Origin of the sequence: Streptacidiphilus anmyonensis (assembly GCF_000787855.1) — a bacterium.
GTDB lineage: Bacteria > Actinomycetota > Actinomycetes > Streptomycetales > Streptomycetaceae > Streptacidiphilus > Streptacidiphilus anmyonensis.
Window position 1 is genome coordinate 1 of record NZ_BBPQ01000022.1, and the last position, 24,126, is coordinate 24,126.

At 70.7% G+C, this 24,126-nt stretch carries 22 protein-coding genes; 14 read left to right on the forward strand and 8 right to left on the reverse strand.

Translation table 11 applies throughout. The features are described from left to right. The first annotated feature begins 58 nt into the window (after positions 1–58). The 5 genes from TR50_RS20125 to TR50_RS20145 all read left to right on the forward strand — a co-directional run bounded on the left by TR50_RS20125 (position 59) and on the right by TR50_RS20145 (position 3,848). Positions 59–790, forward strand: a complete 732-nt coding sequence (locus TR50_RS20125; RefSeq protein WP_042423167.1) for a purine nucleoside phosphorylase YfiH/LACC1 family protein — start codon at positions 59–61, stop codon at positions 788–790. Next, the gene (locus tag TR50_RS20130) at positions 787–1,524 is read left to right on the forward strand and encodes a YggS family pyridoxal phosphate-dependent enzyme (RefSeq protein WP_084700612.1); all 738 of its coding nucleotides are present in this window, start codon (positions 787–789) and stop codon (positions 1,522–1,524) included. Before TR50_RS20125 ends, TR50_RS20130 begins: the two co-directional genes overlap by 4 nt. Positions 1,525–1,651: 127 nt before the next feature. Further along, a complete protein-coding gene (locus TR50_RS20135; RefSeq protein WP_042383658.1) occupies positions 1,652–2,251 on the forward strand; it encodes a cell division protein SepF in 600 nt (199 codons plus the stop codon). 27 nt (positions 2,252–2,278) lie between these two features. Beyond that, positions 2,279–2,563 carry a YggT family protein gene (locus TR50_RS20140; protein ID WP_042423170.1) on the forward strand — a complete coding sequence of 95 codons (285 nt, stop codon included), beginning with the start codon at positions 2,279–2,281 and terminating at the stop codon, positions 2,561–2,563. A gap of 46 nt (positions 2,564–2,609) precedes the next feature. After that, positions 2,610–3,848, forward strand: coding sequence for a DivIVA domain-containing protein (locus TR50_RS20145; RefSeq protein ID WP_042423174.1), 1,239 nt, complete (start codon positions 2,610–2,612; stop codon positions 3,846–3,848). 58 nt (positions 3,849–3,906) lie between these two features. Here the strand turns inward: TR50_RS20145 and TR50_RS20150 are convergent, their stop codons facing one another. Both TR50_RS20150 and ileS read right to left on the reverse strand, forming a co-directional pair. Next, positions 3,907–4,437 carry a HutD/Ves family protein gene (locus TR50_RS20150; protein WP_042423177.1) on the reverse strand — a complete coding sequence of 177 codons (531 nt, stop codon included), beginning with the start codon at positions 4,435–4,437 and terminating at the stop codon, positions 3,907–3,909. Between the two features lie 3 nt (positions 4,438–4,440). Beyond that, positions 4,441–7,584: an isoleucine--tRNA ligase gene (ileS, locus tag TR50_RS20155; protein ID WP_042423180.1), complete on the reverse strand. Its 3,144-nt coding sequence runs from the start codon at positions 7,582–7,584 to the stop codon at positions 4,441–4,443. Between the two features lie 661 nt (positions 7,585–8,245). Between ileS and TR50_RS20160 the strand changes: the two genes are divergently transcribed. The 6 genes from TR50_RS20160 (at position 8,246) to TR50_RS20185 (ending at position 13,957) form a co-directional block, all read left to right on the forward strand. After that, positions 8,246–8,710, forward strand: coding sequence for a TraR/DksA family transcriptional regulator (locus TR50_RS20160; RefSeq protein ID WP_236652156.1), 465 nt, complete (start codon positions 8,246–8,248; stop codon positions 8,708–8,710). A 73-nt stretch (positions 8,711–8,783) separates the two neighbouring features. Next, the gene (gene lspA / locus TR50_RS20165; RefSeq protein WP_052441133.1) at positions 8,784–9,437 is read left to right on the forward strand and encodes a signal peptidase II; all 654 of its coding nucleotides are present in this window, start codon (positions 8,784–8,786) and stop codon (positions 9,435–9,437) included. 77 nt (positions 9,438–9,514) lie between these two features. Beyond that, complete coding sequence (locus tag TR50_RS20170; protein WP_042423368.1) at positions 9,515–10,453, forward strand: RluA family pseudouridine synthase; 939 nt, start codon at positions 9,515–9,517, stop codon at positions 10,451–10,453. 34 nt (positions 10,454–10,487) lie between these two features. Further along, entirely contained in the window at positions 10,488–10,910 is a 423-nt protein-coding gene (locus TR50_RS20175; RefSeq protein ID WP_042423371.1) for a GNAT family N-acetyltransferase, read from the forward strand. Positions 10,911–10,917: 7 nt separating this feature from the next. Then, positions 10,918–12,507: a Na+/H+ antiporter gene (locus TR50_RS20180; RefSeq protein WP_042423183.1), complete on the forward strand. Its 1,590-nt coding sequence runs from the start codon at positions 10,918–10,920 to the stop codon at positions 12,505–12,507. 22 nt (positions 12,508–12,529) lie between these two features. Next, positions 12,530–13,957 carry an amino acid permease gene (locus TR50_RS20185; RefSeq protein WP_042423186.1) on the forward strand — a complete coding sequence of 476 codons (1,428 nt, stop codon included), beginning with the start codon at positions 12,530–12,532 and terminating at the stop codon, positions 13,955–13,957. A gap of 3 nt (positions 13,958–13,960) precedes the next feature. Here the strand turns inward: TR50_RS20185 and TR50_RS20190 are convergent, their stop codons facing one another. Then, positions 13,961–14,455 (reverse strand): Lrp/AsnC family transcriptional regulator, encoded by a 495-nt coding sequence (locus TR50_RS20190; RefSeq protein ID WP_042423190.1) that lies wholly within the window; start codon positions 14,453–14,455, stop codon positions 13,961–13,963. Between the two features lie 155 nt (positions 14,456–14,610). On the opposite strand from TR50_RS20190, the gene TR50_RS20195 reads away from it, so the two are divergent. Next, complete coding sequence (locus TR50_RS20195; RefSeq protein WP_084700626.1) at positions 14,611–15,582, forward strand: DMT family transporter; 972 nt, start codon at positions 14,611–14,613, stop codon at positions 15,580–15,582. Here TR50_RS20195 and TR50_RS20200 read toward each other — a convergent pair. After that, positions 15,575–16,141 carry a Uma2 family endonuclease gene (locus TR50_RS20200; protein WP_369405757.1) on the reverse strand — a complete coding sequence of 189 codons (567 nt, stop codon included), beginning with the start codon at positions 16,139–16,141 and terminating at the stop codon, positions 15,575–15,577. The genes TR50_RS20195 and TR50_RS20200 overlap by 8 nt on opposite strands. 132 nt (positions 16,142–16,273) lie before the next feature. Continuing rightward, complete coding sequence (locus tag TR50_RS20205; RefSeq protein WP_042423192.1) at positions 16,274–17,299, reverse strand: mechanosensitive ion channel family protein; 1,026 nt, start codon at positions 17,297–17,299, stop codon at positions 16,274–16,276. Positions 17,300–17,447: 148 nt separating this feature from the next. Here TR50_RS20205 and dnaE point away from each other — a divergent pair, with 148 nt between their 5' ends. Together dnaE and TR50_RS48975 are read left to right on the forward strand one after the other, a co-directional pair. Continuing rightward, complete coding sequence (gene dnaE / locus TR50_RS20210; RefSeq protein ID WP_042423195.1) at positions 17,448–21,005, forward strand: DNA polymerase III subunit alpha; 3,558 nt, start codon at positions 17,448–17,450, stop codon at positions 21,003–21,005. A gap of 200 nt (positions 21,006–21,205) precedes the next feature. Beyond that, entirely contained in the window at positions 21,206–21,421 is a 216-nt protein-coding gene (locus tag TR50_RS48975) for a sigma factor-like helix-turn-helix DNA-binding protein (protein ID WP_439654233.1), read from the forward strand. A gap of 52 nt (positions 21,422–21,473) precedes the next feature. On the opposite strand, the gene TR50_RS20215 is transcribed toward TR50_RS48975, so the two are convergent. From TR50_RS20215 to TR50_RS20225, 3 genes are all read right to left on the reverse strand, one after another. Continuing rightward, the gene (locus tag TR50_RS20215; RefSeq protein WP_042423198.1) at positions 21,474–22,103 is read right to left on the reverse strand and encodes a hypothetical protein; all 630 of its coding nucleotides are present in this window, start codon (positions 22,101–22,103) and stop codon (positions 21,474–21,476) included. Between the two features lie 81 nt (positions 22,104–22,184). Further along, positions 22,185–22,976 (reverse strand): ABC transporter permease, encoded by a 792-nt coding sequence (locus TR50_RS20220; protein WP_042423201.1) that lies wholly within the window; start codon positions 22,974–22,976, stop codon positions 22,185–22,187. Next, on the reverse strand, positions 22,973–23,977 hold the full coding sequence (locus TR50_RS20225; RefSeq protein ID WP_042423379.1) for an ABC transporter ATP-binding protein: 1,005 nt from the start codon (positions 23,975–23,977) through the stop codon (positions 22,973–22,975). The genes TR50_RS20220 and TR50_RS20225 overlap by 4 nt, the downstream gene beginning before the upstream one ends. Between the last annotated feature and the right edge of the window lie 149 nt (positions 23,978–24,126).

The following is a 24,126-nucleotide window of genomic DNA, read 5'->3' on the forward strand; positions in this document are numbered from 1 at the left end:
GCCGCGGGGCGGCAGCTCGCGCCCCTGTCGTGCCTCCCGCGTGCCATAAGGTGATCCCATGATCGGCCAGCGGATTGACCTGGGACATGGAGTCCACGTCGCCTTCACCGACCGGTGGGGCGGAGTGAGCGCGGAGCCCTACGCGGAGCTGAATCTCGGCGGAGCGGTCGGGGACGACCCGACCGCCGTCCGGGAGAACCGGAGGCTTGCGGCGGGGGCACTCGGGATCGACCCGGCGGACGTGGTCTGGATGAACCAGGTCCACGGCGCCGAGGGCTTCATCGCGGGCGGACGGCAGGCGGACGGGGAGGCGCCGAGCGTCGACGCCGTCGCCACCCGGGCGCCCGGCCTCGCCCTCGCCGTCCTCACGGCGGACTGCACGCCGATCCTCCTCGCCGACCCCGAGGCCGGCGTCATCGGGGCCGCGCACGTCGGGCGCCCCGGTCTCGCGAAGGGGGTCGCCGACACCGTCGTCGCGCTGATGCGTGAACTCGGGGCCAACGCCATCGAGGCGACGATCGGCCCCAGTGTGTGCGGTCGCTGCTACGAGGTGCCGGAGGCGCTCCGCGCCGAGGTGGCCGCGGGAGTGCCGGAGGCCTTCGCCGAGACCTCGTGGGGGACGCCGTCCCTCGACATCCCGGCCGGGGTGGCCGCGCAGCTCGCGCTCCACGGGGTGACCGTCCGGGCGAGCGGGCACGTCTGCACCCTCGAGTCCGAGGACCACTTCTCCTACCGGCGGGCGTCGCGGACGGGACGCCTGGCGAGCTACGTCTGGCTGGATCCAAAGTGACAAATCTGACATCGGCGGAGCGCTCGGCTCAACTCCGGACAAACCTGGAGGCCGTGGAGGCGCGCATCGCCGCGGCCTGCGCCGCCGCCGGGCGCCGGCGCGACGAGGTGACCCTCGTGGTCGTCACGAAGACCTACCCGGCCTCCGACACCCGGCTGCTGGCCGGACTCGGGGTGACCGACGTCGCCGAGAACCGCGATCAGGACGCGGCGCCAAAAGCAGAGGAATGTCGCGATCTGCCGCTCAGTTGGCATTTCGTCGGTCAATTGCAGACCAACAAAGTCCGTTCCGTTCTCCGGTACGCCGACCGTGTGCATTCCGTGGACCGGTCCAGGCTGGTCGACGCCCTCTCCGCGGAAGTGGTCAAATCCGGACGAGCCGACCTGGGCTGCCTGATCCAGGTGGGGCTGGAGTCGGAGACGCCGGAGGGGGCGCACCGCGGCGGAGCCGCGCCGAGTGAGGTCGAGGCACTGGCGGAGGCCGTAGCAGCCGCCCCTGGCCTGCGACTTGACGGTCTGATGGCGGTGGCGCCGCTGGTGGGTCCGTTCGCAGGCGACGCACGCCGCGCCTTCGGGCGTCTCGCGGAAATCGCATCCCGCGTACGGGAGACCCATCCTGCTGCCACGATGGTCTCTGCCGGGATGTCAGGAGACCTGGAAGAGGCCATTGCTGCGGGTGCGACACACGTACGCATCGGTACGGCGGTACTGGGTGCGCGGCCGACGCTCCGGTAACGTCACCGGTTAGAAGATCAGACCGGAGAACAAATCCGGACATTCCAGAATCTCTCCGGGGACCGGAGGGGAACCGTGGATCGTAGTACCTCCCGGACCGATCCACCACAGAGCGGAGGACAGGAGTATGGCCGGCGCAATGCGCAAGATGGCGGTCTACCTCGGTCTCGTGGAGGACGATGGCTACGACGCCCAGGGTTACGACCCGGACGACGACTACGACCACGAGCCCGAGCCGCTGAGGACCGGACAGACCGAGGAGGTCCGTCGCCCGGCCGCGCCCGTGGCCGCTCCGGTCGCCGCCGCACCGGTGGCCGCCTCGGCGGTCGTCGCCCCGATGCGGGCGCCCGAGCCGCGCATCGCGCCAGTGGCGTCCATCACACCCGAACGTCGTCTCGTCGAGAAGAGCGCCCCGGTGATCACGTCCAAGACCGCGTCGGAGCGGGAGCCTTACCGCATCACCACGCTGCATCCGCGAACCTACAACGAGGCCCGTACCATCGGGGAACACTTCCGTGAGAACACCCCTGTGATCATGAATCTCACGGAGATGGACGACACGGACGCCAAGCGCCTCGTAGACTTCGCGGCTGGACTCGTCTTCGGGCTTCACGGCAGCATCGAGCGCGTGACGCAGAAGGTGTTCCTGCTGTCTCCTGCTAACGTCGATGTAACGGCGGAGGACAAGGCACGGATCGCCGAGGGCGGGTTCTTCAACCAGAGCTGACAGGCATGAAGGGCGAGGGGAGACACGGTGAGCGTTGTATGGCAGGTGCTGTACATCGTCCTGATGTGTTTCTTCGTCCTGCTCCTGGCCCGCATGGTGATGGACTGGGTCCAGTTCTTCGCTCGCGACTGGCGGCCAGGGCGGGCCATGGTCGTCCTGCTCGAAAGCATCTACACCGTCACGGATCCGCCGCTCAAGCTCCTGCGGCGGTGGATCCATCCGGTGCGGATCGGGGGAGCGGCCCTCGATCTTGCCTTCATGCTGCTGATCATCATTGTGTTGATCTTGATCCAGGTCGTGGGGGCGCTGTGACCGACGCAGATGCCCGGCTGTCCGACGATCACGTTGAGGTGAAGAAATGGCATTGACCCCCGAGGACGTTCGGAACAAGCAGTTCACGACCGTCCGCCTCCGCGAAGGCTATGACGAGGACGAGGTCGACGCCTTCCTCGACGAGGTGGAAGGCGAGCTGACCCGCCTCCTGCGCGAGAACGAGGATCTGCGCGCCAAGCTGGCCGCGGCGACCCGTGCCGCCGCCCAGGCGCAGAACCAGCAGAACATGCGCAAGGAGCTGCCCGGCCCGCAGGACGGTCCGCAGCAGCAGCGCCCCGGCGCGCCCGTGCCCGCTGCCATATCCGGTCCGCCGGTCCCGCAGCAGGGCATGCCGCAGCAGGGCATGCCCCAGGGCATGCAGCCCGGTATGCCGCAGGGCATGCAGCCGGGCATGCCGCAGGGCATGGGCCAGCCCGGTATGCCGCAGCAGGGCATGCCGCCGCACATGCAGCAGCAGATGGGCGGCCACCCCGGTCAGCCCGCGCTCCCCGGCCCGGGCGGCCCGCAGCTGCAGCCGGCTCCGCAGATGGGCGGCCCCATGGGCGGCCACACCATGGGCGGCGGCCTCGCCCCCATGCAGCAGCAGCCGATGATGCCGCAGCAGCAGAACAACGACTCCGCTGCCCGCGTCCTGGCTCTGGCCCAGCAGACCGCCGACCAGGCGATCGCCGAGGCCCGCTCCGAGGCCAACAAGATCGTCGGCGAGGCCCGCAGCCGCGCCGAGGGTCTGGAGCGCGACGCCCGCGCCAAGGCGGACGCGCTGGAGCGGGACGCGCAGGAGAAGCACCGCGTCGCGATGGGCTCCCTGGAGTCCGCGCGTGCCACGCTGGAGCGCAAGGTCGAGGACCTGCGTGCGTTCGAGCGTGAGTACCGCACGCGTCTGAAGTCCTACCTGGAGACGCAGCTGCGTCAGCTGGAGTCCCAGGCGGACGACAGCCTCGCGCCGCCGCGGACCCCGGCCACGGCCTCGCTCCCGCCGGCTGCACCCCTGCCCCAGCCCGCGATGAGCCCGGTCGGCGCCTCCCCGATGAGTGCGGGTGGCCCCTCCTTCGGTGGCAACCAGACGTTCGGCGGCCAGCAGTCCTTCGGCGGCGGCCAGAACGGCCCGTCCTTCGGCGGCAACGCGTTCCAGCCGGCCGGCGGCCAGCCGACGCCTCCGGCGGCGATGACGCAGCCGATGGCGGCCGTCCGTCCGCAGCCCCCGCTGCAGCAGGCGCCCCAGCCGATGCGCGGGTTCCTGATCGACCAGGACGACGAGAACTAGAGTCGTCACACGAGAGGGCCCCGCTCCGGGAAACCGGAGCGGGGCCCTTTTGCGTTGCTCAGGAGAGAGTGACGACTGCGGCCACGCCGTGGAGGTCGAGTGCCGCGTCACCGGTCACGAGTGCGGCGTCGAGCGGGCCGAGGGCGGTGCCGTCGACGGTGGCGGTCCCCTCGAAGACGACGCAGAGGGTGGTGCCCGTCAGAGCGGTGCTCGTCGTGACGAACCGGACGTCCGCGGAGACCGCGCCGCGGCGGGTCATCACGTTGAAGTCGACCAGCGGGTCGCCGAGAAGACGGCAGTCCGTCTGCGCGTCGCCGGAGAAGGCGAACGGCCGGTACCGCTCCGAGACGACCGTCAGGGCGCCGTCGACCGTGAGGGCCATGCCCTCGCCCCGGACGACGGTGATGATCCGGTCGACGCCCTCGAAGAACGAGAACGGACCGCCGGAGGCGACATCGGCGAGGGAGACCCGCCAGTCGAACTCGCCCGCCCCCGACGGCGACGACGCGACCTCGCGGGTCACGCCGCCGCCGTTCTTCCAGGGACTGGCCACGCGGTCGGCCGCGCGCAGGACCTGAATGTCCGTCATGGGTCAGGCCTTGCGCAGCCAGAACGTGAGGCCGAGGGCCTCGTCCGCGAAGGGCGCGGCGTCGGCCCAGTCCGGCTCGCCGGAGGCGAAGTCCGTGGCGAGGACCTCGTCCGCGAGGAGCGCGCCGTGGGCGGCGAGCGCCTCGGCGGTCTCGTCGGTCGACGCGACGTACCGGAGCACGATCCGGTCGGAGACCTCCAGGCCCGAGTTCTTGCGGGCCTCCTGAACCTGGCGGATGGCGTCACGGGCGACGCCCGCGAGGCGCAGCTCCGGGGTGATGTGCAGGTCGAGGGCGACGGTCGCGCCGGACTCGTTGGCGACGGCCCAGCCCTCGCGCGGGGTCTCGGTGACGACGACCTCCTCCGGCGTGAGCTCGACGGTCTCGCCGTTCACCTCGACCGTCGCGGTGCCGGTCGCGCGCAGCGAGGCCGAGAGCGCGGCCGCGTCGGCCGCCGCGACGACCTTGGCCACGTCCTGCACGCCCTTGCCGAAGCGCTTGCCCAGCGCACGGAAGTTGGCCTTGGCCGTGGTGTCGACGAGCGACCCGCCGACCTCGGCCAGCGACTCGATCGCGGTGACGTTCAGCTCCTCCGCGATCTGCGCGAGCAGCTCCGCCGGGAGCTCCTCGTAGCCCTGCGCCGAGACCAGCGCGCGCGACAGCGGCTGGCGGGTCTTGACGCCGGAGTCGGCGCGCGTCGCGCGGCCGAGCTCGACCAGGCGGCGCACCAGCGCCATCCGGCGCGAGAGCGCCGGGTCGATCAGCGTCTCGTCGGCGACCGGCCAGGTCGCGAGGTGGACCGACTCCGGGGCGTCCGGGACGACCGGGACGACCAGGTCCTGCCAGACCCGCTCGGTGATGAACGGGGTCAGCGGGGCCATCAGCCGGGTCACCGTCTCCAGCGCCTCGTGCAGGGTGGCCAGCGCGGCGGGCTCGCCCTGCCAGAAGCGGCGGCGGCCACGGCGGACGTACCAGTTGCTGAGGTCGTCGACGAAGGAGGAGAGCAGCTTGCCGGCCCGCTGGGTGTCGTACGCCTCAAGTGCCGCGTCCACGTCCCGGACCAGGGAGTTGAGCTCGCTGAGCACCCACTGGTCCAGCATCGGGCGGTCGGCGGGCGCGGGGTCGCTCGCGGACGGCGCCCAGCCGGCGGTGCGGGCGTACAGGGCCTGGAAGGCGACGGTGTTCCAGTAGGTCAGCAGCGTCTTGCGGACGACCTCCTGGATCGTGCCGTGCCCGACGCGCCGCGCCGACCACGGGGAGCCGCCTGCGGCCATGAACCAGCGCACGGCGTCCGCGCCGTTGGTGTCCATCAGCTCGATCGGCTCGAGGATGTTGCCGAGGTGCTTGGACATCTTGCGGCCGTCCTCGGCCAGGATGTGGCCGAGGCAGACGACGTTCTCGTAGGAGTTGCGGTCGAAGACCAGGGTGCCGACGGCCATGAGGGTGTAGAACCAGCCGCGGGTCTGGTCGATGGCCTCGGAGATGAACTGCGCCGGGTAGCGCTTCTCGAACAGCTCCTTGTTCTTCAGCGGGTAGCCGTACTGCGCGAACGGCATGGAGCCCGAGTCGTACCAGGCGTCGATGACCTCGGGGACGCGCACGGCCGTGCCACCGCATCCGTCCGCCGGGCAGGCGAAGGTGACGTCGTCGATGAACGGGCGGTGCGGGTCGAGGCTGCTCTGGTCCGCGCCGGTGAGCTCGGAGAGCTCGGCCAGCGAGCCGACGCAGGTGAGGTGGTCGTCCTCGCAGCGCCAGATCGGCAGCGGGGTGCCCCAGTAGCGGTTGCGGCTGAGCGCCCAGTCGATGTTGTTGTTCAGCCAGTCGCCGAAGCGGCCGTACTTCACCGTCTCCGGGTGCCAGTTCGTGCGCTCGTTCTCGCGCAGCAGCGCGTCCTTGACCGCGGTGGTGCGCACGTACCAGGACGGCTGCGCGTAGTAGAGCAGCGCGGTGTGGCAGCGCCAGCAGTGCGGGTAGCTGTGCTCGTAGGCGACGTGGCGGAAGAGCAGGCCGCGGTCCTTGAGGTCGGCGGTCAGCGCCTCGTCGGCCTTCTTGAAGAAGACGCCGCCGACCAGCGGGACGCTCTCCTCGAAGGTGCCGTCGGCGCGGACCGGGTTGACCATCGGCAGGCCGTAGGCGCGGCAGGTCGCGAGGTCGTCGGCGCCGAAGGCCGGGGCCTGGTGGACCAGACCGGTGCCGTCCTCGGTGGTCACGTACTCGGCGTTGACGACGAAGTGCGCCTCGCCGTCCACGTCGACGAGCTGGAACGGACGCTGGTAGGTCCAGCGCTCCATCTCCTTGCCGGTGAAGCGCTCGCCGGTGACGGTCCAGCCTTCGCCGAGCGCCTTCTCGACGAGCGGCTCGGCGACGACGACCTGCTCGGTGCCGTCGGTGGCGACGACGTAGGTCACCTCGGGGTGGGCGGCCACCGCGACGTTGGAGACCAGCGTCCACGGGGTCGTCGTCCAGACCAGCAGCGAGGCACGGCCGGCCAGCGGGCCGCCGGTCAGCGGGAAGCGGACGTAGACGGAGGGGTCGACGACCGTCTCGTAGCCCTGGGCCAGCTCGTGGTCGGACAGGCCGGTGCCGCAGCGCGGGCACCAGGGGGCGACGCGGAAGTCCTGTACCAGCAGACCCTTGTCGAAGATCTGCTTCAGCGACCACCACACGGACTGGATGTAGTCCGGGTCCATGGTGCGGTAGGCGTCGTCGAGGTCGACCCAGTAGCCCATGCGCTGGGTCAGCCGGGTGAACGCGTCGGTGTGCCGGGTGACGGACTCGCGGCACCTGGCGTTGAACTCGGCGATGCCGTACGCCTCGATGTCCTGCTTGCCGGAGAAGCCGAGCTCCTTCTCGACGGCCAGCTCGACGGGCAGGCCGTGGCAGTCCCAGCCGGCCTTGCGGGCGACGTGGTAGCCCTTCATGGTCCGGTAGCGCGGGAAGACGTCCTTGAAGACGCGGGCCTCGATGTGGTGCGCGCCGGGCATGCCGTTGGCGGTCGGCGGGCCCTCGTAGAACACCCACTCGGGGCGGCCCTCGGACTGTTCCAGGCTGCGCTCGAAGATCTTGTGGTCCTGCCAGAAGGAGAGGATCCGGTGCTCGAGCGCGGGCAGGTCGACTTGGGCGGGTACGGCGCGATACTGCGCGGTCATGCTTCCTCCGGCGGAACGGCTCCACTGCTGTCTCCGACGGAGGGACGAGGCCGAACGGGCCCCGCGGTACCACCCTCCTTGGCTGCACCCATCTGCGTGCAGCCCCCTCATTGGGGTCAGCGGCCGGTTCTACTGGGCACCGTGTGCCGTTCCTCCGGCGGCTCCGGGGTGATCTTCCCGCTGCGCACACCCCCGGGCTTCCACCGTCCCCGGGTCTCTCGTGGCTGCGTGCGGCGGTACTCGTCCCCATCCACGCCTTGCTGCAGGTGCAGTCTATAGGGATCGCTGCCGCGATTTCGCGTGCAATACGCGTGCGAGGGACGCGCGCCCCCGCGCGCCCCTTGTGGGGTGACGCGCCGGTAACGGACACACCGGGCGATTATCGCGTCACGTTCTGGGCACAACTTCCTTCGTCCAGTCGTCCTACATGCTGCAGGACCACGCGGCCCGGGCAACCGCACTGGTGCAGCCAGGCGAGTGGAAGGGCGTACTTCGGTATGTCCCGTTGTGGTGGCATTCGCCACGGTTTATCGTTCCGGCACCGACAGAAGGCCGGTCAGTCATGCACGAAGGGGTCGAGGGAATGGCGGACAAGGCAAGCAGCCGAGCTGGCGGGACACGCCGCGCCGGGGTGTCCGTGGGCGACCCGGGGGAGAGCATCGTGACGCGCAACAAGACCACGGCCGCCACCCGGACGACGCACCAGGCCACCGGCGCCCGTCTGGATCCGGCCGCGCTCCCGGTCCGGCCCGGCGAGGACCCGTGGACGGCCGAGGAGGTCATGGAGCTCCAGTCCGAGCTCACCGCGGAGGCGGCCGAGTTGCGGGCCGAGATCCACACGGCCGAGGAGGCCGTCAGCGGCCTGATGCGCGACTCCGGCGACGGCGCGGGCGACGACCAGGTCGACGCCGGCACCAAGAACATCTCACGCGAGCACGAGCTCTCGCTGGCCGCCAACGCTCGCGACATGCTCGCCCAGACCGAGCGCGCGCTGCTGCGCATGGCCGGTCCGCAGTTCGGGCTCTGCGAGTCCTGCGGCAAGGCCATCGGCAAGGCGCGCGTCCAGGCGTTCCCGCGCGCCACGCTCTGCGTGGAGTGCAAGCAGAAGCAGGAACGTCGCTACTGAGCCGGAACGGTTTCCCTACCGCTCGGTAAGGCACGGCCCCGGGTGCGGCCCCACACCGCGCCTGGGGTATCGCGTGCCGTACCCTCGACGGCGACAGCCCAACCGATACGGTCACGCGGAGCGCATCATCAGTACCCAGGGTCACCAGAACGCCGAGGCCGCCGCTCCCGCCTCGGACGCGGTCGAGACGGACGAGACGGTCGAGACGGACGAGGCGGTGGAGTCGACGCCGGTCGTGAAGAAGCGCCGTATCGGCGTCCTGCTGAGCGTCGCGCTGCTGGCCTACCTGCTGGACCTCGGCAGCAAGCTGCTGGTCGTGTCGCAGCTGGAGCACAAGGACGCGATCCGGGTCGTCGGCGACTGGGTGCAGTTCACCGTCATCCGCAACCCCGGCGCGGCCTTCGGCATGGGCGCGGCGCTGACCGTGGTGTTCACCCTCATCGCGACCACCGTCATCGTCGTGATCATCCGGCTGTCCCGGCGTCTCTACAGCCTGCCCTGGGCCGTCGCCCTGGGCCTGCTGCTCGGCGGCGCCTTCGGCAACCTGACCGACCGCATCGTCCGTTCGCCGGGGCTGTTCCGTGGCGCCGTCGTCGACTTCATCTCGGTCAAACACTTCGCCGTCTTCAACCTGGCCGACTCCGCGATCGTCTGCGGCGGCATTCTCGTCGTCCTCCTGTCCTTCCTGGGCACCAACCCGGACGGCACGGTCCAGCGCGACAAGTGAGCCGACGGGTATGAGCAGGGGGTAAGGGGCGTCCGGCTCGGCCGGGCGCCCCTCGTCCATACGGCATACTCGTGACGGTGAGCACCGTTCCCCAGATCCGCGCCCTGCCCGTGCCCGACGGCCTCGAGGGGGAGCGCGTCGACGCCGCGATCGCCCGGATGTTCGGCTTCTCCCGCACGAAGGCGGCCGAGTTGGCCGCCGAGGGCAAGGTCACCGTGGACGGCGCCGAGGTCGGCAAGTCCGAGCGGGTCACCGCAGGGGCCTGGCTGGAGGTCGAGATCCCGGCCCCGCCGGCGCCGGTGCAGGTCGTCGCCGAGAAGATCGACGACATGAAGATCGTCTACGACGACGAGCACTTCGTCGTCGTCGACAAGCCGGTGGGCGTCGCCGCGCACCCGAGCCCGGGTTGGACCGGCCCGACCGTCATCGGCGGCCTCGCCGGAGCCGGCTACCGCATCTCCACCTCCGGCGCGGCCGAGCGCCAGGGCGTGGTGCACCGCCTGGACGTCGGCACCTCCGGCCTGATGGTCGTCGCCAAGTCCGAGCAGGCGTACACCTCGCTCAAGCAGCAGTTCCGCGACCGGATCCCGGAGAAGCGCTACAACGCCCTGGTCCAGGGCCACCCGGACCCGCTGTCCGGCACGGTCGACGCCCCGATCGACCGCCACCCCAGCCACGACTGGAAGTGGGCCGTCGTCGCCGGCGGCAAGCCGTCGATCACCCACTACGACCTGATCGAGGCCTACCGGGCCGCCTCGCTGCTGGACATCAAGCTGGAGACGGGCCGCACCCACCAGATCCGCGTCCACATGTCGGCGCTGCGCCACCCCTGCGTCGGCGACACCACCTACGGCGCCGACCCGACGCTGGCCAAGCGCCTCGGCCTGACCCGTCAGTGGCTGCACGCCGTCTCGCTCGGCTTCGAGCACCCGGCGACGGGGGAGTGGGTCGAGTTCACCAGTGAGTACCCGGCCGACCTGGCCAAGGCTCTGGAGATCATCAGTGCCGAGAGCTGAGGACGTCCGCATCTCGGTGGCCACCGAGGCCGACATGCCGGACGTCCGCGTCGTCCGGCACGAGGTGTTCGTCGAGGAGCAGCAGGTCCCCGTCGAGCTGGAGTACGACGAGCTCGACGCGACCAGCGTGCATGTACTCGCGCGCGCCGCCGACGGGACCCCGCTGGGGACCGGCCGCCTCATTCACGGTCCACAGGCGCTGGCCGCGACCGGCCGCGAGGGCGTCGTGCTGCTGGGCCGCCTGGCGGTCCGTCAGTCCGCGCGCGGCACCGGGCTCGGGGCCGCGCTGGTCCGCGCGATCGAGGCCGCGGGGCGCGAACACGGCGGTCTGGAGCTGGAACTGCACGCCCAGGTGCAGGCGCTGGGCTTCTACGAACGGCTGGGTTATGTCGCTTTTGGAGAGGAATACCCTGACGCGGGCATTCCGCACCAGAGCATGCTGAAGCGTCTGGCATGATGCTTATGTGGCGCAGCTGACCCTTCTCTTCACGGTCTTCCTCTGCGCCATCATCACCACCCCGCTCGCCGAGCGGGTCCGGATTCCGCAGCCCGTGCTGATGACCATGATCGGCATCGTGCTGGCCCTGCTGCCGTTCGTGCCGAACATCAGCATCGAGCCGGAACTGATCCTGCCGCTCGTGCTGCCGCCGCTCATCTACGCCTCCGCGCAGCGCTCGACGGCGCGTTACTACTGGCAGAACGCACGGGTCATCGTGCTGTTGGCCGTGGTCCTGGTGCTGCTGACCACTGCCGTGGTGGCGGGCGCCATGCACTGGATCACCCCGGCGATGCCGGTGGCCGCCGCCGTCGCGCTCGGCGCGCTGATCTCCCCGCCCGACCCGATCGCGGCCGGGGCGGTGGCGCAGAGCGTCGGACTGCCCCGGCGCCTGCTCGGCATCCTGGAGACCGAGGGTCTCTTCAACGACGTCACCGCGCTGGTCGTCTACGGGCTCGCCATCGACGCCGTGGTGACGGGTCACTTCTCCACCGCCCACGCCGCGCTGAGGCTGCTGCTGTCCGCGGTGCTGGCCCTCGTCTTCGGCATCGGCATCGGCTGGCTCAGCGGCAAGCTGATGGCGCTGCTCAGCGACGCCACCCTCCAGGTCGGGCTCAGCCTGCTGGTCCCCTTCGCGGCCTACGTGCTCGCCGACCAACTGCACGGCTCCGGCGTGCTGGCGGTGCTGGTCTGCGCCCTGTGGATCAACGACCGGGCGGTCGGCGCGGACGACGTCGCCTTCCGGCTGGTCGGCTCCGCCTTCTGGGACGTGGTCGAGCTGCTCATCTCCGGCATGGCCTTCGGGCTGATCGGCCTGGAGTGGTCCACCGTGCTGCACGAGGCCGGCCGCACCTGGCCGTCGATGATCGGCGACGCGGCCCTGGTCATCGTCGTCGTGGTCGGGGTCCGCTTCCTGTGGCTGCTGCCCGGTTCGTGGTTCGCCGCCTGGCTGGACCGGCGGTTGGGCCGCCGTGAGGACGTGACGCCGCTCGGCTGGCGGGAGTCGGTGGTGCTGTGGTGGGCGGGGATGCGCGGCGTGGCGTCGGTGGCGCTGGCGCTGGCCATCCCCTTCACCGTGCACGGCGGCGCCGCCTTCCCGCTGCGGTACGAGGTCGTCTTCATCGCCTTCTCCGTCGTCATCTTCACGCTGGTGGTGCAGGGCATGACGCTGCCGTTGGTGGTGCGCTGGGCGGGCCTGAGCCGGGACCAGAGCGCCGAGGACCACGAGGAGCGCCGCCTGTGGTACCGGGCCTCCCGGGCCGGGCTGATGCGGCTCAAGGAGATGGCGGCGAACGAGGAGCTGCCCGAGGAGCTCGTCGACCGGCTCAAGCAGCGTCAGGTCGACCGGCTGGCCCGCAGTCGACCCGACCTCTACGACGAGCAGCAGCGCGAGGAGTGGAGGAAGCGGGTCAAGGTCGTCAAGACCCTGCGCCGGGTCGAGGGCGAGATGCTCGCGGCCTCCCGCGAGGAGATGCAGGTCGCGCGGACCGAGCCGGGCGCCGATCCGGAGCTGGTCGACCGCGTGATCCGCACGCTGGACCTGCGCAGCGAACGTTGAAACCCTGTCACGAAAGGCACGTGTGAGCACCGACCCGCGGACGACGTCCGACATCGCAGCGCAGCAGTCCGACGTCGAACTCGACGACTCCGGGGACGCCGGCTACGCCAAGACCCTGGCGCCCCGTCACATCAGCATGATCGCCATCGGCGGGGCGATCGGCACCGGCCTCTTCCTGGGCGCCGGCGGCAACCTGGCCAAGGCCGGACCGTCGCTGGCCATCTCCTACGCCGTCGCCGGCGTCTTCGCCTTCTTCGTGGTGCGGGCGCTCGGCGAGCTGGTGCTGCACCGGCCCTCCTCGGGCTCCTTCGTCAGCTACGCGCGCGAGTTCCTGGGGGAGAAGGGCGCGTACATCGCGGGCTGGATGTACGTGCTGAACTGGTCGACCACCGGCATGGCCGACATCACGGCCGTCGCCCTCTACGTGCACTACTGGTCGGCCTTCTCGGCGGTCCCGCAGTGGGTGCTGGCACTGGTCGCGCTGGCGGTGGTGCTGTCGGTCAACCTCATCTCGGTCCGCCTCTTCGGGGAGATGGAGTTCTGGTTCGCGATCGTCAAGGTCGCGGCGATCGTGCTGTTCCTCGTCGTCGGCATCGTGCTGCTGGCGACCGCGCACCCCATCGCCGGGCAGACGCCGGGCCTGCACATGATCAGCGACAACGGCGGCTGGTTCCCGCGCGGCGTGCTGCAGATGATCGTCGTGCTGCAGAGCGTGGTGTTCGCCTACGCGGCGATCGAGATGGTCGGCGTCACGGCGGGCGAGACGGCGGACCCGGCCAAGGTCGTCCCGAGGGCGATCAACTCGATCTCCTGGCGCATCCTGGTCTTCTACGTCGGCTCGATCGTCATGCTGGTGCTGCTGCTCCCGTGGACCGCGTACTCGGCCGGCGAGAGCCCGTTCGTCACCGTCTTCTCCAAGCTGGGCGTGCCGGGCATCGGCGGCATCATGAACGCGGTCGTGCTGACGGCGGCGATGTCCAGCCTCAACTCCGGCCTCTACTCGACCGGCCGGATCCTGCGCTCGCTGGCCGCGGCCAGCTCCGCCCCCGCCTTCACCGGTCGGATGAGCCGCACCCAGGTGCCCTACGGCGGCATCCTGCTGACCGCGACGGCGGCCCTGTTCGGCGTCGCCCTCAACGCCTGGCTCCCGGGCGAGGCCTTCGAGATCGTGGTCAACATCGCCTCGCTGGGCGTGATCTCGACCTGGATCATGATCATGGTCTGCCATGCCCTCTTCGTCCGCCGGGCGCGTGCCGGGCACGCGGAACGCCCGGCCTACCGTCTCGGTTTCTCGCCGTGGATCGAGCTGGTGACGATCGCCTTCCTGCTCTTCGTCGTGGTCGAGATGGGCGTCTCCGGCGGCACCGTCGGCCGCTGGACGGTGCTGCTGATCCTCCCGATCGCGGCGGCCCTGACGGCGGGCTGGTACGCGATCCGTCGCCGCGCCTGAGGATCAGTCCGCCCCCGTCGTCGCCCCAGCCGGCCGGGAGGGCGCCGGCTGCGGGAAGACCCGGGTGTGCTTGACGCTGCCGAAGGCGAACTCGGACTCGATGGAGGCGATGCCGGGGATCGCGTGGAGGCGGGTGCGGACCAGGCGTTCGTAGGCCTGGAGGTCCTCGACCACGATGCGGAGCAGGTAGTCGGTGCTGCCCGCCATCAGATAGCAGTCCTGGATGTGGTCGATCCGTTGGACGTGTTCCTCGAAGGCCTCCACGCTGGCCGCGTTGTGCCGCTCCAGTCCGATCCGGACGAAGGCGGTGACCGGCAGGCCGAAGACGGACTGGTCCACCAGGGCGGTGTAGCCCTCGATCACCCCCGCCTCCTCGAGCCGGCGCACCCGGCGCAGGCAGGGCGAGGGGGAGAGCCGGACCCGGTCGGCCAGCTCCTGGTTGGTCAGACGGCCGTCCTGTTGCAGCTCGCGGATGATCGACCGGTCGACGGCGTCCATGGGTTCTCCTGCCTTCTTTGGCAGATCTTGGCAGATCCTGCCTCTTGGGTGGTCTCTGGAGACATTTTTAGCAATCGCGTGCCGCGCCTGTCGCCATAGCATTGCCGCTGTTCCGCCGTTCTGGCAGCCAGTGGAGTCACCCCGCAATGCCCTCGATGCCCGCCACGCCCCTGACGACCGTGCCCGCTGTCGGGCAGACGGTGACCGCCGAGCCCTCAGCCCGCCGCCTCGTCGGCCGGCGGGTGGCCGACCCGCTCGGCGTCGCCGCGCTGGTGGCGACGGTGTGCCTGTGGAGCGCGTTCGCGCTCAGCGACCGGGCGCTCGCCGCGTCCTCGTTGCGCCCGGCGGATGCGGCGCTGATCCGCTTCGGGCTTCCGGCGCTGGTGCTGGCCCCGGCGCTGTGGCGTCGGCGCGGGCAGTTCACCCGCGTGGCGGGCCTGCGTTGGGCGCCGGCACTGAAGATCGTCCTCGGGGGCGGCGTCCCCTTCTATCTGGCGGCGACCTACGGAGGCGCGCTCACCTCGGCCGCGTTCGTCGGCGCGCTGGTGCCCGGGATGGTGCCGCTCTTCGTCGCCGCGCTCGCGGTCCGCGCCGGCCGGGTGCCGCGCGGGCTCCAGGGCGCGGGCCTCGGTCTCATCGGTCTGGGCGCACTCGCCCTGGTGGGGCCCGACCTGGCGGGGGTCGACGGGCACACCCTCGCAGGCGTCGGCCTGCTGCTGATGGCCAGCGGACTGTGGGCGATCTACACCGTCGGGCTGCGTGAGATCTCACTCGACCCGGTCGCGTCCATGGGGCTGCTCTGCGTCCCCACCTTCGCCGTCATCGCCCTGCTGGCCCTGCTCGGCGTGCTGCCCAGCACGCTCCTCACCCACGCCGAGCCGCGCGACGTGCTCGTCTTCCTTCTCGTCCAGGGCGTCGGCACCGGCATCTGCTCCGGCCTCTTCTACGCCACCGCGATCCGCCGCCTCGGCCCCGAACGCTGCACCACCGTCGGCAGCCTCAGCCCCGTGCTGACGGCCGCGGCGGCCGTGCCGCTGCTCGGCGAACCGCTGACCCTCACCGTCCTGGCCGGCACCGCGCTCGTCGCGGCGGGCGTGATGCTGGCCAATCGACGCGCCGTCAGGTGAAGGGCGTCGTGTCGATCGTGAAGCCGAAGGGCGCGGGCAGGTCGAGCGGCTTCCCGAAGCTCGCGCGGGTGGCCGTCTGGTAGTCGCCCTTCTCCGGGTCGGTGAACAGGGTGATCTTGCCCTCGCTTCGGTCGACCAACAGGTAGCAGGGGATACCTGCCTTGGCGTAGCCGAGGCGTTTGGCCTCACGGTCCTTGTCAGGGCGCGACGAGGTGACCTCCAGTACCAGCAGCACGCCGGCAGGCTCCGCCCAGGGTTCGGCCTCCATGAAGCCGCCGGCCGCGATCACCGTGGCATCCGGGATGAACCGGCCTCCGGGAACACGGAGACCCTTGGTCTGAAGGACGTCGACATCGAGACCCGCGTGTCGGTAAAGCTGTTTCGCCACCACGCTGATGAGAGTCTCGTGGGCGCCGTCCGGTGGTGGGGTCACGATGATCTCGCCCTCGATCAGCTGGGCCCGAAAGCCATCCGGGACGGACAGGTCAAGAAACGCCTCAAGCAGGCCGTCGCTGTCCGAGGTGACAGCAGGTCGTTCCGCGGCGGTCATCAGCGCCATGCCTTCCCCCCGATCGGTCGGTCCGTTGCGCTGCTTCGTACAGCAAGGAAGCTAGCCCCCGGCACTGACAGGTCGAGGTGATCGGTGGAGGTCTCACCCGAAAGTGTGCCCCGCTCTTGCAGCCCTGTCCCCTTACCCCGCCGTCCGGACGCGCGGGAGGGCCTCGGGGTGGTGGTCGCGGAGCCAGGCGAGGAGGTGTTCGCGGGTCGCGCACTTGAGGGTGAAGGCGTCGTCGGGGTTGCGGGCGGTCATCGTGGCGCGGACGACGATCGTGGACGGGGTGGTGTCGAAGACGACCAGGCCCCAGTCGCGGCCGTCCCACTCCTTGCTGTCCAGCAGTTGCCGGTGGAACTCCTCGCGGAGCTCGGGGACGGGGGTGGTGTGGTCGAGGTGGAGCAGGACCCAGCCGGTGGTGTGCGGGTCGGCGCGGGTCCAGTTCTCGAAGGGGCGGCTGACGAAGTAGGAGACGGGGACGACGAGACGGCGCTGGTCCCACAGGCGCACGACGAGGTAGGAGAGGGTGATCTCCTCCACCGTGCCCTGCTGCTGTTCGACCACCACGACGTCGCCGATGCGGACCAGGTCGCCGAAGGCGATGACCAGCCCCGAGAAGAAGTTGCCGAGCGTGCTCTGTGCGGCGATGCCCGCGACGATGCCGATCAGCCCGGCCGAGGCCAGCAGCGAGGCGCCGACGGCGCGCATCTCCGAGAAGGTCAGCAGCATCGCGCCGACGGTGACCAGGATCACCAGGGCGCTGGCCGTCCGCCGCAGCAGGCTGATCTGGGTCCGTACCCGCTGGACCCGGGAGGGGTCGTCGGCGACCTCCTGGTAGCGGGAGAAGAAGGCCGTCAGCACGGCCGCGACGACCCGCCCGGCCAGCCAGCCGACGGAGGCGATCAGGGCCAGCAGCAGTCCGTGCCGGACGTCCCCGGCGTGCCGGTCGAACAACTGGGCCAGCGGGGCGTTGGCGAGCAGCAGCGCGAGGCACACGACGAACTGGAGGGGGATGCGGCAGCGTCGTAGCATCGGCCAGACGGTCGTCTCGGGATGCCGCGCGGCGACGCGTTGGAGCGCCTTGTCGGCCAGCCAGCCGATGAGCAGGGTCAGGCCGATGGTCAGCGCCAGGGCGATCAGCTGGCTGATCAGCTTCCACGACATGCGGGGCTCGGACCTGTCTCGAATGTCTGCTAAGCCGGAAATCCTCCCGGCATCATAGGGTCCCGCGTGCTGCTTTGCCTTCAGGCTCACGGGTCCCTAGGGTTGTTCTCTACCCCAGTCGCCGCCCTCGTGAGGAGTGCCGTCCGCCGTGGCCGACAGCTTCGTTCACCTGCACGTTCACACTGAGTTCTCGATGCTGGACGGGGCCGCGAAGAACGGCAAGATGTTCGCCGAGGTCGAGCGTCAGGGCATGCCCGCGATCGCGATGTCCGATCACGGAAACATGTTCGGCGCGTACGAGTTCTTCCAGATCGCCAAGAAGCACCCGGTGAAGCCGATCATCGGCATCGAGGCCTATGTCGCGCCCGGCAGCCGCACCCACAAGAAGCAGACCTTCTGGGGCCAGCAGGGCGGCCGGATGGCCGGCGGCGACGCCAGCGGCGAGGGCGGCAAGGACGTCTCCGGCGGTGGCCGGTACACCCACATGACGATGTGGGCCAAGAACGCCGGCGGCCTGCGGAACCTGTTCCGGCTCAGCTCCCTCGCCTCCATCGAGGGCTACTACATGAAGCCCCGCATGGACCGCGAGATCATCTCGCAGCACGCCGAGGGCATCATCGCCACCACCGGGTGTCCCTCGGGCGAGGTGCAGACGCGCCTGCGGCTGGGCCAGTACGAGGAGGCCGTCGCGGCGGCTGCCGCCTACCAGGACATCTTCGGCAAGGAGAACTACTTCCTGGAGCTGATGGACCACGGGCTCGACATCGAGCGCGACGTCCGTCTCGACCTGCTGCGGCTGGCCAAGGACCTGAACATCCCGCTGCTGGCCACCAACGACTCCCACTACGTCACCGCCGACCAGGCGGACGCGCACGACAACCTGCTCTGCATCGGCGTCGGCAAGAACAAGGACGACCCGAACCGCTTCAAGTTCAACGGTTCCGGCTACTACCTCAAGACCGCCGAGGAGATGCGCGAGCTCTTCGCCGAGCTCCCGGAGGCGTGCGACAACACGCTGCGCGTCGAGGAGATGATCGAGCCGTACGACGAGGTCTTCAACTTCGTCGACCGGATGCCGCAGTTCGACGTGCCCGAGGGCGAGACGCAGGTCAGCTACCTGCGCCAGAAGATCGGCGAGGGCCTCAAGAAGCGCTTCGGCGACGACCCGGGCCAGGACGTGCTCGACCGGATCGAGCTCGAGATGTCCGTCATCGACCCGATGGGCTTCTCGTCCTACTTCCTCGTGGTCGCGGACATCTGCCAGTACGCCCGCGACAACGGCATCCCGGTCGGTCCGGGCCGTGGCTCCGCCGCAGGCTCGATGATCGCGTACCTCACCGGCATCACCCAGCTCGACCCGATCGAGCACGACCTGCTGTTCGAGCGCTTCCTCAACCCCGAGCGCATCAACCCCCCGGACGTCGACATCGACTTCGACGACCGCCAGCGCGACCAGATGGTGCGCTACGTCGGCGAGAAGTACGGCGCCGCGTACACCGCGCAGGTCAACACCTTCGGCACGATCAAGGCCAAGGCCGCCGTCAAGGACTCCTCGCGCATCCTCGGCTACCCCTTCGCCATGGGTGACAAGATCACCAAGGCGATGCCGCCGGACGTGATGGGCAAGGGCGTCCCGCTCAAGGACCTCTTCAACTCCGAGCATCCGCGCTACAACGAGGGCACCGAGATCCGCGCCCTCTACGAGAACGAGCCGGACGTCAAGAAGATCATCGACACCGGTATCGGCATCGAGGGTCTGATCCGCGGCACCGGCGTGCACGCGGCGGCGGTCATCCTCTCGTCGACCCCGCTGCTCGACCTGATCCCGCTGCACATGCGGGACAAGGACGGCACGATCATCACCGGCTTCGACTACCCGTCGTGCGAAGCCATGGGTCTGATCAAGATGGACTTCCTAGGTCTGCGGAACCTGGGCATCATCGACCACTGCATCAAGGTCATCAAGGCCAACCGGGGCATCGACGTCGACTGCGACGAGATCCCGCTGGACGACCCGGTCACCTTCCAACTGCTCCAGCGCGGCGACACCCTGGGCGTGTTCCAGCTCGATGGCGGCCCCATGCGCGCGCTGCTGCGGCTGATGAAGCCCACCGAGTTCGCCGACATCTCCGCCGTCTCCGCGCTGTACCGGCCGGGGCCGATGGGCATGAACTCGCACACCAACTACGCCCTGCGCAAGAACGCCCAGCAGGAGATCACCCCGATCCACCCGGAGCTGGAGGAGCCGCTCAAGGACGTCCTCGGCCCCACCTACGGCCTGATCGTCTACCAGGAGCAGGTGCAGCGCGCCGCGCAGGTGCTGGCCGGCTACAGCCTCGGACAGGCCGACCTGCTCCGCCGCGCCATGGGCAAGAAGAAGAAGGAGGTCCTGGAGAAGGAGTTCGTCCCCTTCCACGCGGGCTGCAAGGAGCGCGGCTACTCGGACGAGGCGATCCAGGCGGTGTGGGACGTGCTGGTCCCCTTCGCCGGCTACGCCTTCAACAAGTCGCACTCCGCCGCGTACGGGCTGGTCTCCTACTGGACCGCGTACCTCAAGGCCAACTACCCGGCCGAGTACATGGCCGCGCTGCTCACGTCCGTCGGCGACGACAAGGACAAGATGGCGATCTACCTGGCCGACGCCCGCGCCCAGGGCATCCGGGTGCTCTCGCCGGACATCAACGAGTCCGTCACCGACTTCACCGCCGTCGGCGAGGACGTCCGCTTCGGCCTCAAGGCGATCCGCAACGTCGGCGAGAACGTCATCGACTCGCTGGTCGCGACCCGCAAGTCCAAGGGCAAGTACGCCACCTTCGCGGAGTTCCTGGACAAGGTCGAGCTGCCGGTGTGCAACAAGCGCGCGGTGGACTCGCTGATCAAGGCCGGCGCGTTCGACTCGCTCGGCCACACCCGGCGCGGGCTCGTCGCGGTGGCCGAGAACGCGATCGACGCCGTCATCGGCGTGAAGAAGCAGGCGGCGATCGGCCAGGACGACCTGTTCGGCGCGATCGACGACGGCAGCGACGGCCCGACGATCGGGCTGGACTTCCAGCTCGACGACAAGGAGTGGCCGCGCAAGCACCTGCTCTCCACCGAGCGGGAGATGCTCGGCCTGTACGTCTCCAGCCACCCGCTGGACGGCGCGGAGCACATCCTCGCGCGCAACCGCGACACCTCCATCGCCGAACTGCTGGGTTCGGGCCGGACGGAGGGCGAGGTCAAGCTCTCGGGCCTGATCACGTCGGTGGACCGACGGATCAACAAGGCGGGCAACGCGTGGGCGCTGATCACCCTCGCCGACCGTGACGGCTCGGTCGAGGTGCTGTTCTTCCCCAAGACGTACCTGCTGCTCAGCGAGATGCTGGTGGAGGACAACGTCGTCGCGGTCAAGGGCCGCCTGAACGAGCGCGACGGGGCGCTGAGCATCTTCGGCTCGGAGATGCAGATGCTCGACATCTCGGCGGCCGAGCACGGCGGCAAGCCGCCGATCCAGCTGAACATCAACGAGCGGAAGATCAACGCCCAGCTGGTCTCGGAGCTCAAGCGCGCCCTGAAGGCGCACCCGGGCGACGTCCCGGTGCGCCTCCTGATGGAGGGTCACTCGCGCAGCGTCCTGTTCGAGCTCGGCTTCCTGGTGGACCCGGACAACGGCTTCGCGAGCGACATCAAGGGCATGCTGGGCGCCGGAGCGTGGGCGACCGTCTGAGCGGCCCCCGCGACCCGACGTCCACACCCCACACCTGAGACCGGACCCACCCGCTGGACCCACCCGCTGGGCGAGCCTCGCGCGGCGAGTGTGGTCCGGTTCCGGCAAGGTCGGGAGACCACCCGGGACTTCGCCGTCGAAGTGGTTGCCCGGATGGCCGACGCGGGGCGGCTCGCCGTGGCGAAGGCCGCCCCGGGCGGCTGCGGTCGGCGGATCGGGAGTTGTTCGCGCTGTGCGTCCGGCAGGGCCTGGACCTCGTGGCGGTCGCCGAGGCGCTCGGACTGCCCCTCGGGGCGGCGCGCTCCCGGCTCTCCCGCGCCCGCGGCAGGCCCTGGCCGCGTCGCCCGCCAGGTCGGCCACGGCACGCCCTACGCCGTACGCCCTCTCGCACGCCTTCGCCCGCGAGTGCGGCGTGACGCGCGGGCCGCTAGCGCGCCCTCGGTGACACGGGGACCTTCGGTGGCGGGCTCAGTCCTGCTCGGCCCTCGGCTCCTTCGGCGTGAACAGGGCCGTCGCCGCCAGGAAGGTCAGCAGGGCCGCCATCGGCCAGGCCACGATGGCGGTCTTCGCGCCGAGCGCGAGGGGACGGGAGAAGTCCGTGTTCGTCGGGACCGAGGCCGCGAGCTTGAGCAGGTCCTGCTGGCCCATGTGCACGCCCAGCTGCCAGGCGACCCAGCCCGCCGCGAGGCCGCCGAGGGTCAGCCCGATCGGCACGGCGAGGCCCGCGCCGCGGCGGCGGGTGAACCAGTAGGCGAGGGCCGCCGCGAGGACGCCGAAGCAGCCGCCGATGAGGGCGAACCAGCCGTCCGCGGCGATCTGCTGCTCGCCCTCGGGGTCGCGCAGGTAGACCGCGGTGCCGTCGGAGTAGAGCGGGACGCGGGGCGCGACCGCGTGCCACAGCAGGCCGAAGAGGAGACCGGCGACCGCCGAACCGAGCACCAGGACGAGGCCGACGAGGATCTCGCGGCGGTAGTCGGGGCGCGGCCGTGCGGCGTCGGCCGCCTCGGCCGGGGCCTCCCAGTGCGGGCCGTCCCCGGGAGGGGCCGGAGGTGCGGACGGCTGGTTGCTGGGGCCCTCGGGGGTGTTGGGTGCGGTCACCGGGACATGGTCGCACGTCCGTCCGGAGCCCGCGCGGACGGACCCGCTTCGGGCGTCGGTCCGGCGGGCGTCCGGCGGCCGTCAGGCGCGGGTGGCGGCCTTGCGGTAGGCCCAGGTGGACAGCGCCAGCGACAGCACGCCCACCGCCGCGCAGACGGCGAGGTCCGACACGACGACCGCCCAGTCCGGCCGCGCGGTGAAGGTGCGGGCGAACGCCTCGACGCCGTAGGTGGACGGAAGCAGGTCGCGCAGCCACCGGACCGCGGTGGGCATGTGGCTCGCGGGCAGGACACCGAGCAGCAGCGCGGCCGACATGCCGAGCTGGCCCAGCAGCGTCGCGATCTCCTGCTTCGGCGCCAGCAGGCCGAGCGCCGCGCCGACCCCGGCCAGGGCCGCGCCGGCCAGCGGGATGACCGCCAGCACGATCCACACGTGCACCCACGGGAGCTGGAACATCGCGCAGCCCACGGCCGCCGTCACCAGCGTCCCCGGCACGGTGAAGGAGGCGTAGGCCCCGGCCGTGCCCAGCACCACGGAGGCGGCCGGGACGGGCAGCGTCGCGTAGTGGTCGAGGCCGCCGGTGGCCCGCAGCTTGCCGAAGTACTGGGCGAACAGGTTCAGCGCGACGAACGCGACGACCAGCACCGCCGACCCGGCGACCACGTCGCGCGCGGCCTCGGTGTCGTGCGCGCCGACCACGCCGCGCATCATGACCAGGATGCCGATGGACTGGAACGTCGCCACGAACATCAGCGGGATCCGGGCCACCCGGGCCCGGGACAGCTGGGCGCGGTAGACCGCGCCGAGGGAGGGCAGCAGCGCAGCTCTGGGCGCGGGCTCGAACGGCTCGAAGCCCTCGAAGGGAACGCTCACTTCTCCAGTCCCTCGTGTCGGCCGCCGAGCAGCAGGTAGACGTCCTCCAGGCTGGGGGTGGACAGCGAGAAGTCGTCCAGCGCCGCGAACGCGGGGCCGCCGGTCACCTCGGCGACCAGCTCGCGCGCCTCGTCCGGGTCCGTGCGCACGGTCCAGCGGCGGCCGTTCACGGTGGCGCGGGCGGCCAGCGCGGCGACGGCGGGAAGACCGGTCGGGGCCTCCTCGCGCCAGACCAGGTCCAGCCGGACGGAGCCGTCGACCATCGCCTTGAGACCGCCGGGGGTGTCGCAGGCGATGATCCTGCCCTCGTCGACGACCGCGACGCGGTCCAGGACCGTCTCCGCCTCGATGACGTTGTGGGTGACCAGCAGCACGGTCGCGCCGTCCTCGCGGCGTCGCCGGTCGAGCGCGGACCAGACGGCGCGGCGGGCGACCGGGTCCATGCCCGTCGTGGGCTCGTCCAGGACCAGCAGCGGACGCGGGCCGGCCAGGGCGGCGCCGAAACAGGCGAGGCGGCGCTGGCCGCCGGAGAGCTTGGCCAGCGGGCGCGCGGCGATCGGTCCGAGCCCCAGCTCGTCGATCACCTCGGCGGTCGCGGCGCGGGCCGCGGCGGTCGGCAGACCGCGCAGGCGGGCGGTGGTCTCGACGGCGAGACGGACGGTCAGCTCGTCCAGTGCCGTCGACTCCTGGCCGAGGTAGGCGAGGAGGCGGGCGGCCAGGTCCGGGCGGCGGACGATGTCGTGGCCGAGGATCTCGATGCTGCCGGAGTCGGGCCGCAGCAGCCCGGTCAGCTGGCGGACCAGGGTGGACTTGCCGGCGCCGTTCGGGCCGAGCAGGCCGAAGACCTCGCCGCGGGCGATCTCCAGCGAGATGCCGTCGTTGGCGCGCACCTGGGTGGCCTGGGCGCCTCGGCCGACGTGGTAGCTCTTGACCACGTCCCGCACCGCGCAGCACACGGCGGTCGCGGGCGTGGCCCTCGCCGCCTGCGGTTCTGCCGCCACCGTGTTCACGTGCTCCCTCACCGTCCGGGCACGCTGGGGGAGACCCGGACCGCGTAGAGCCTACGCCGCCCGCGGGGGCCGATGTCGCCGGGGGCGGACGGGACGCACTCGGCTTCGGGGACAATGGGTGCGGTCGACGCTCGATCGAG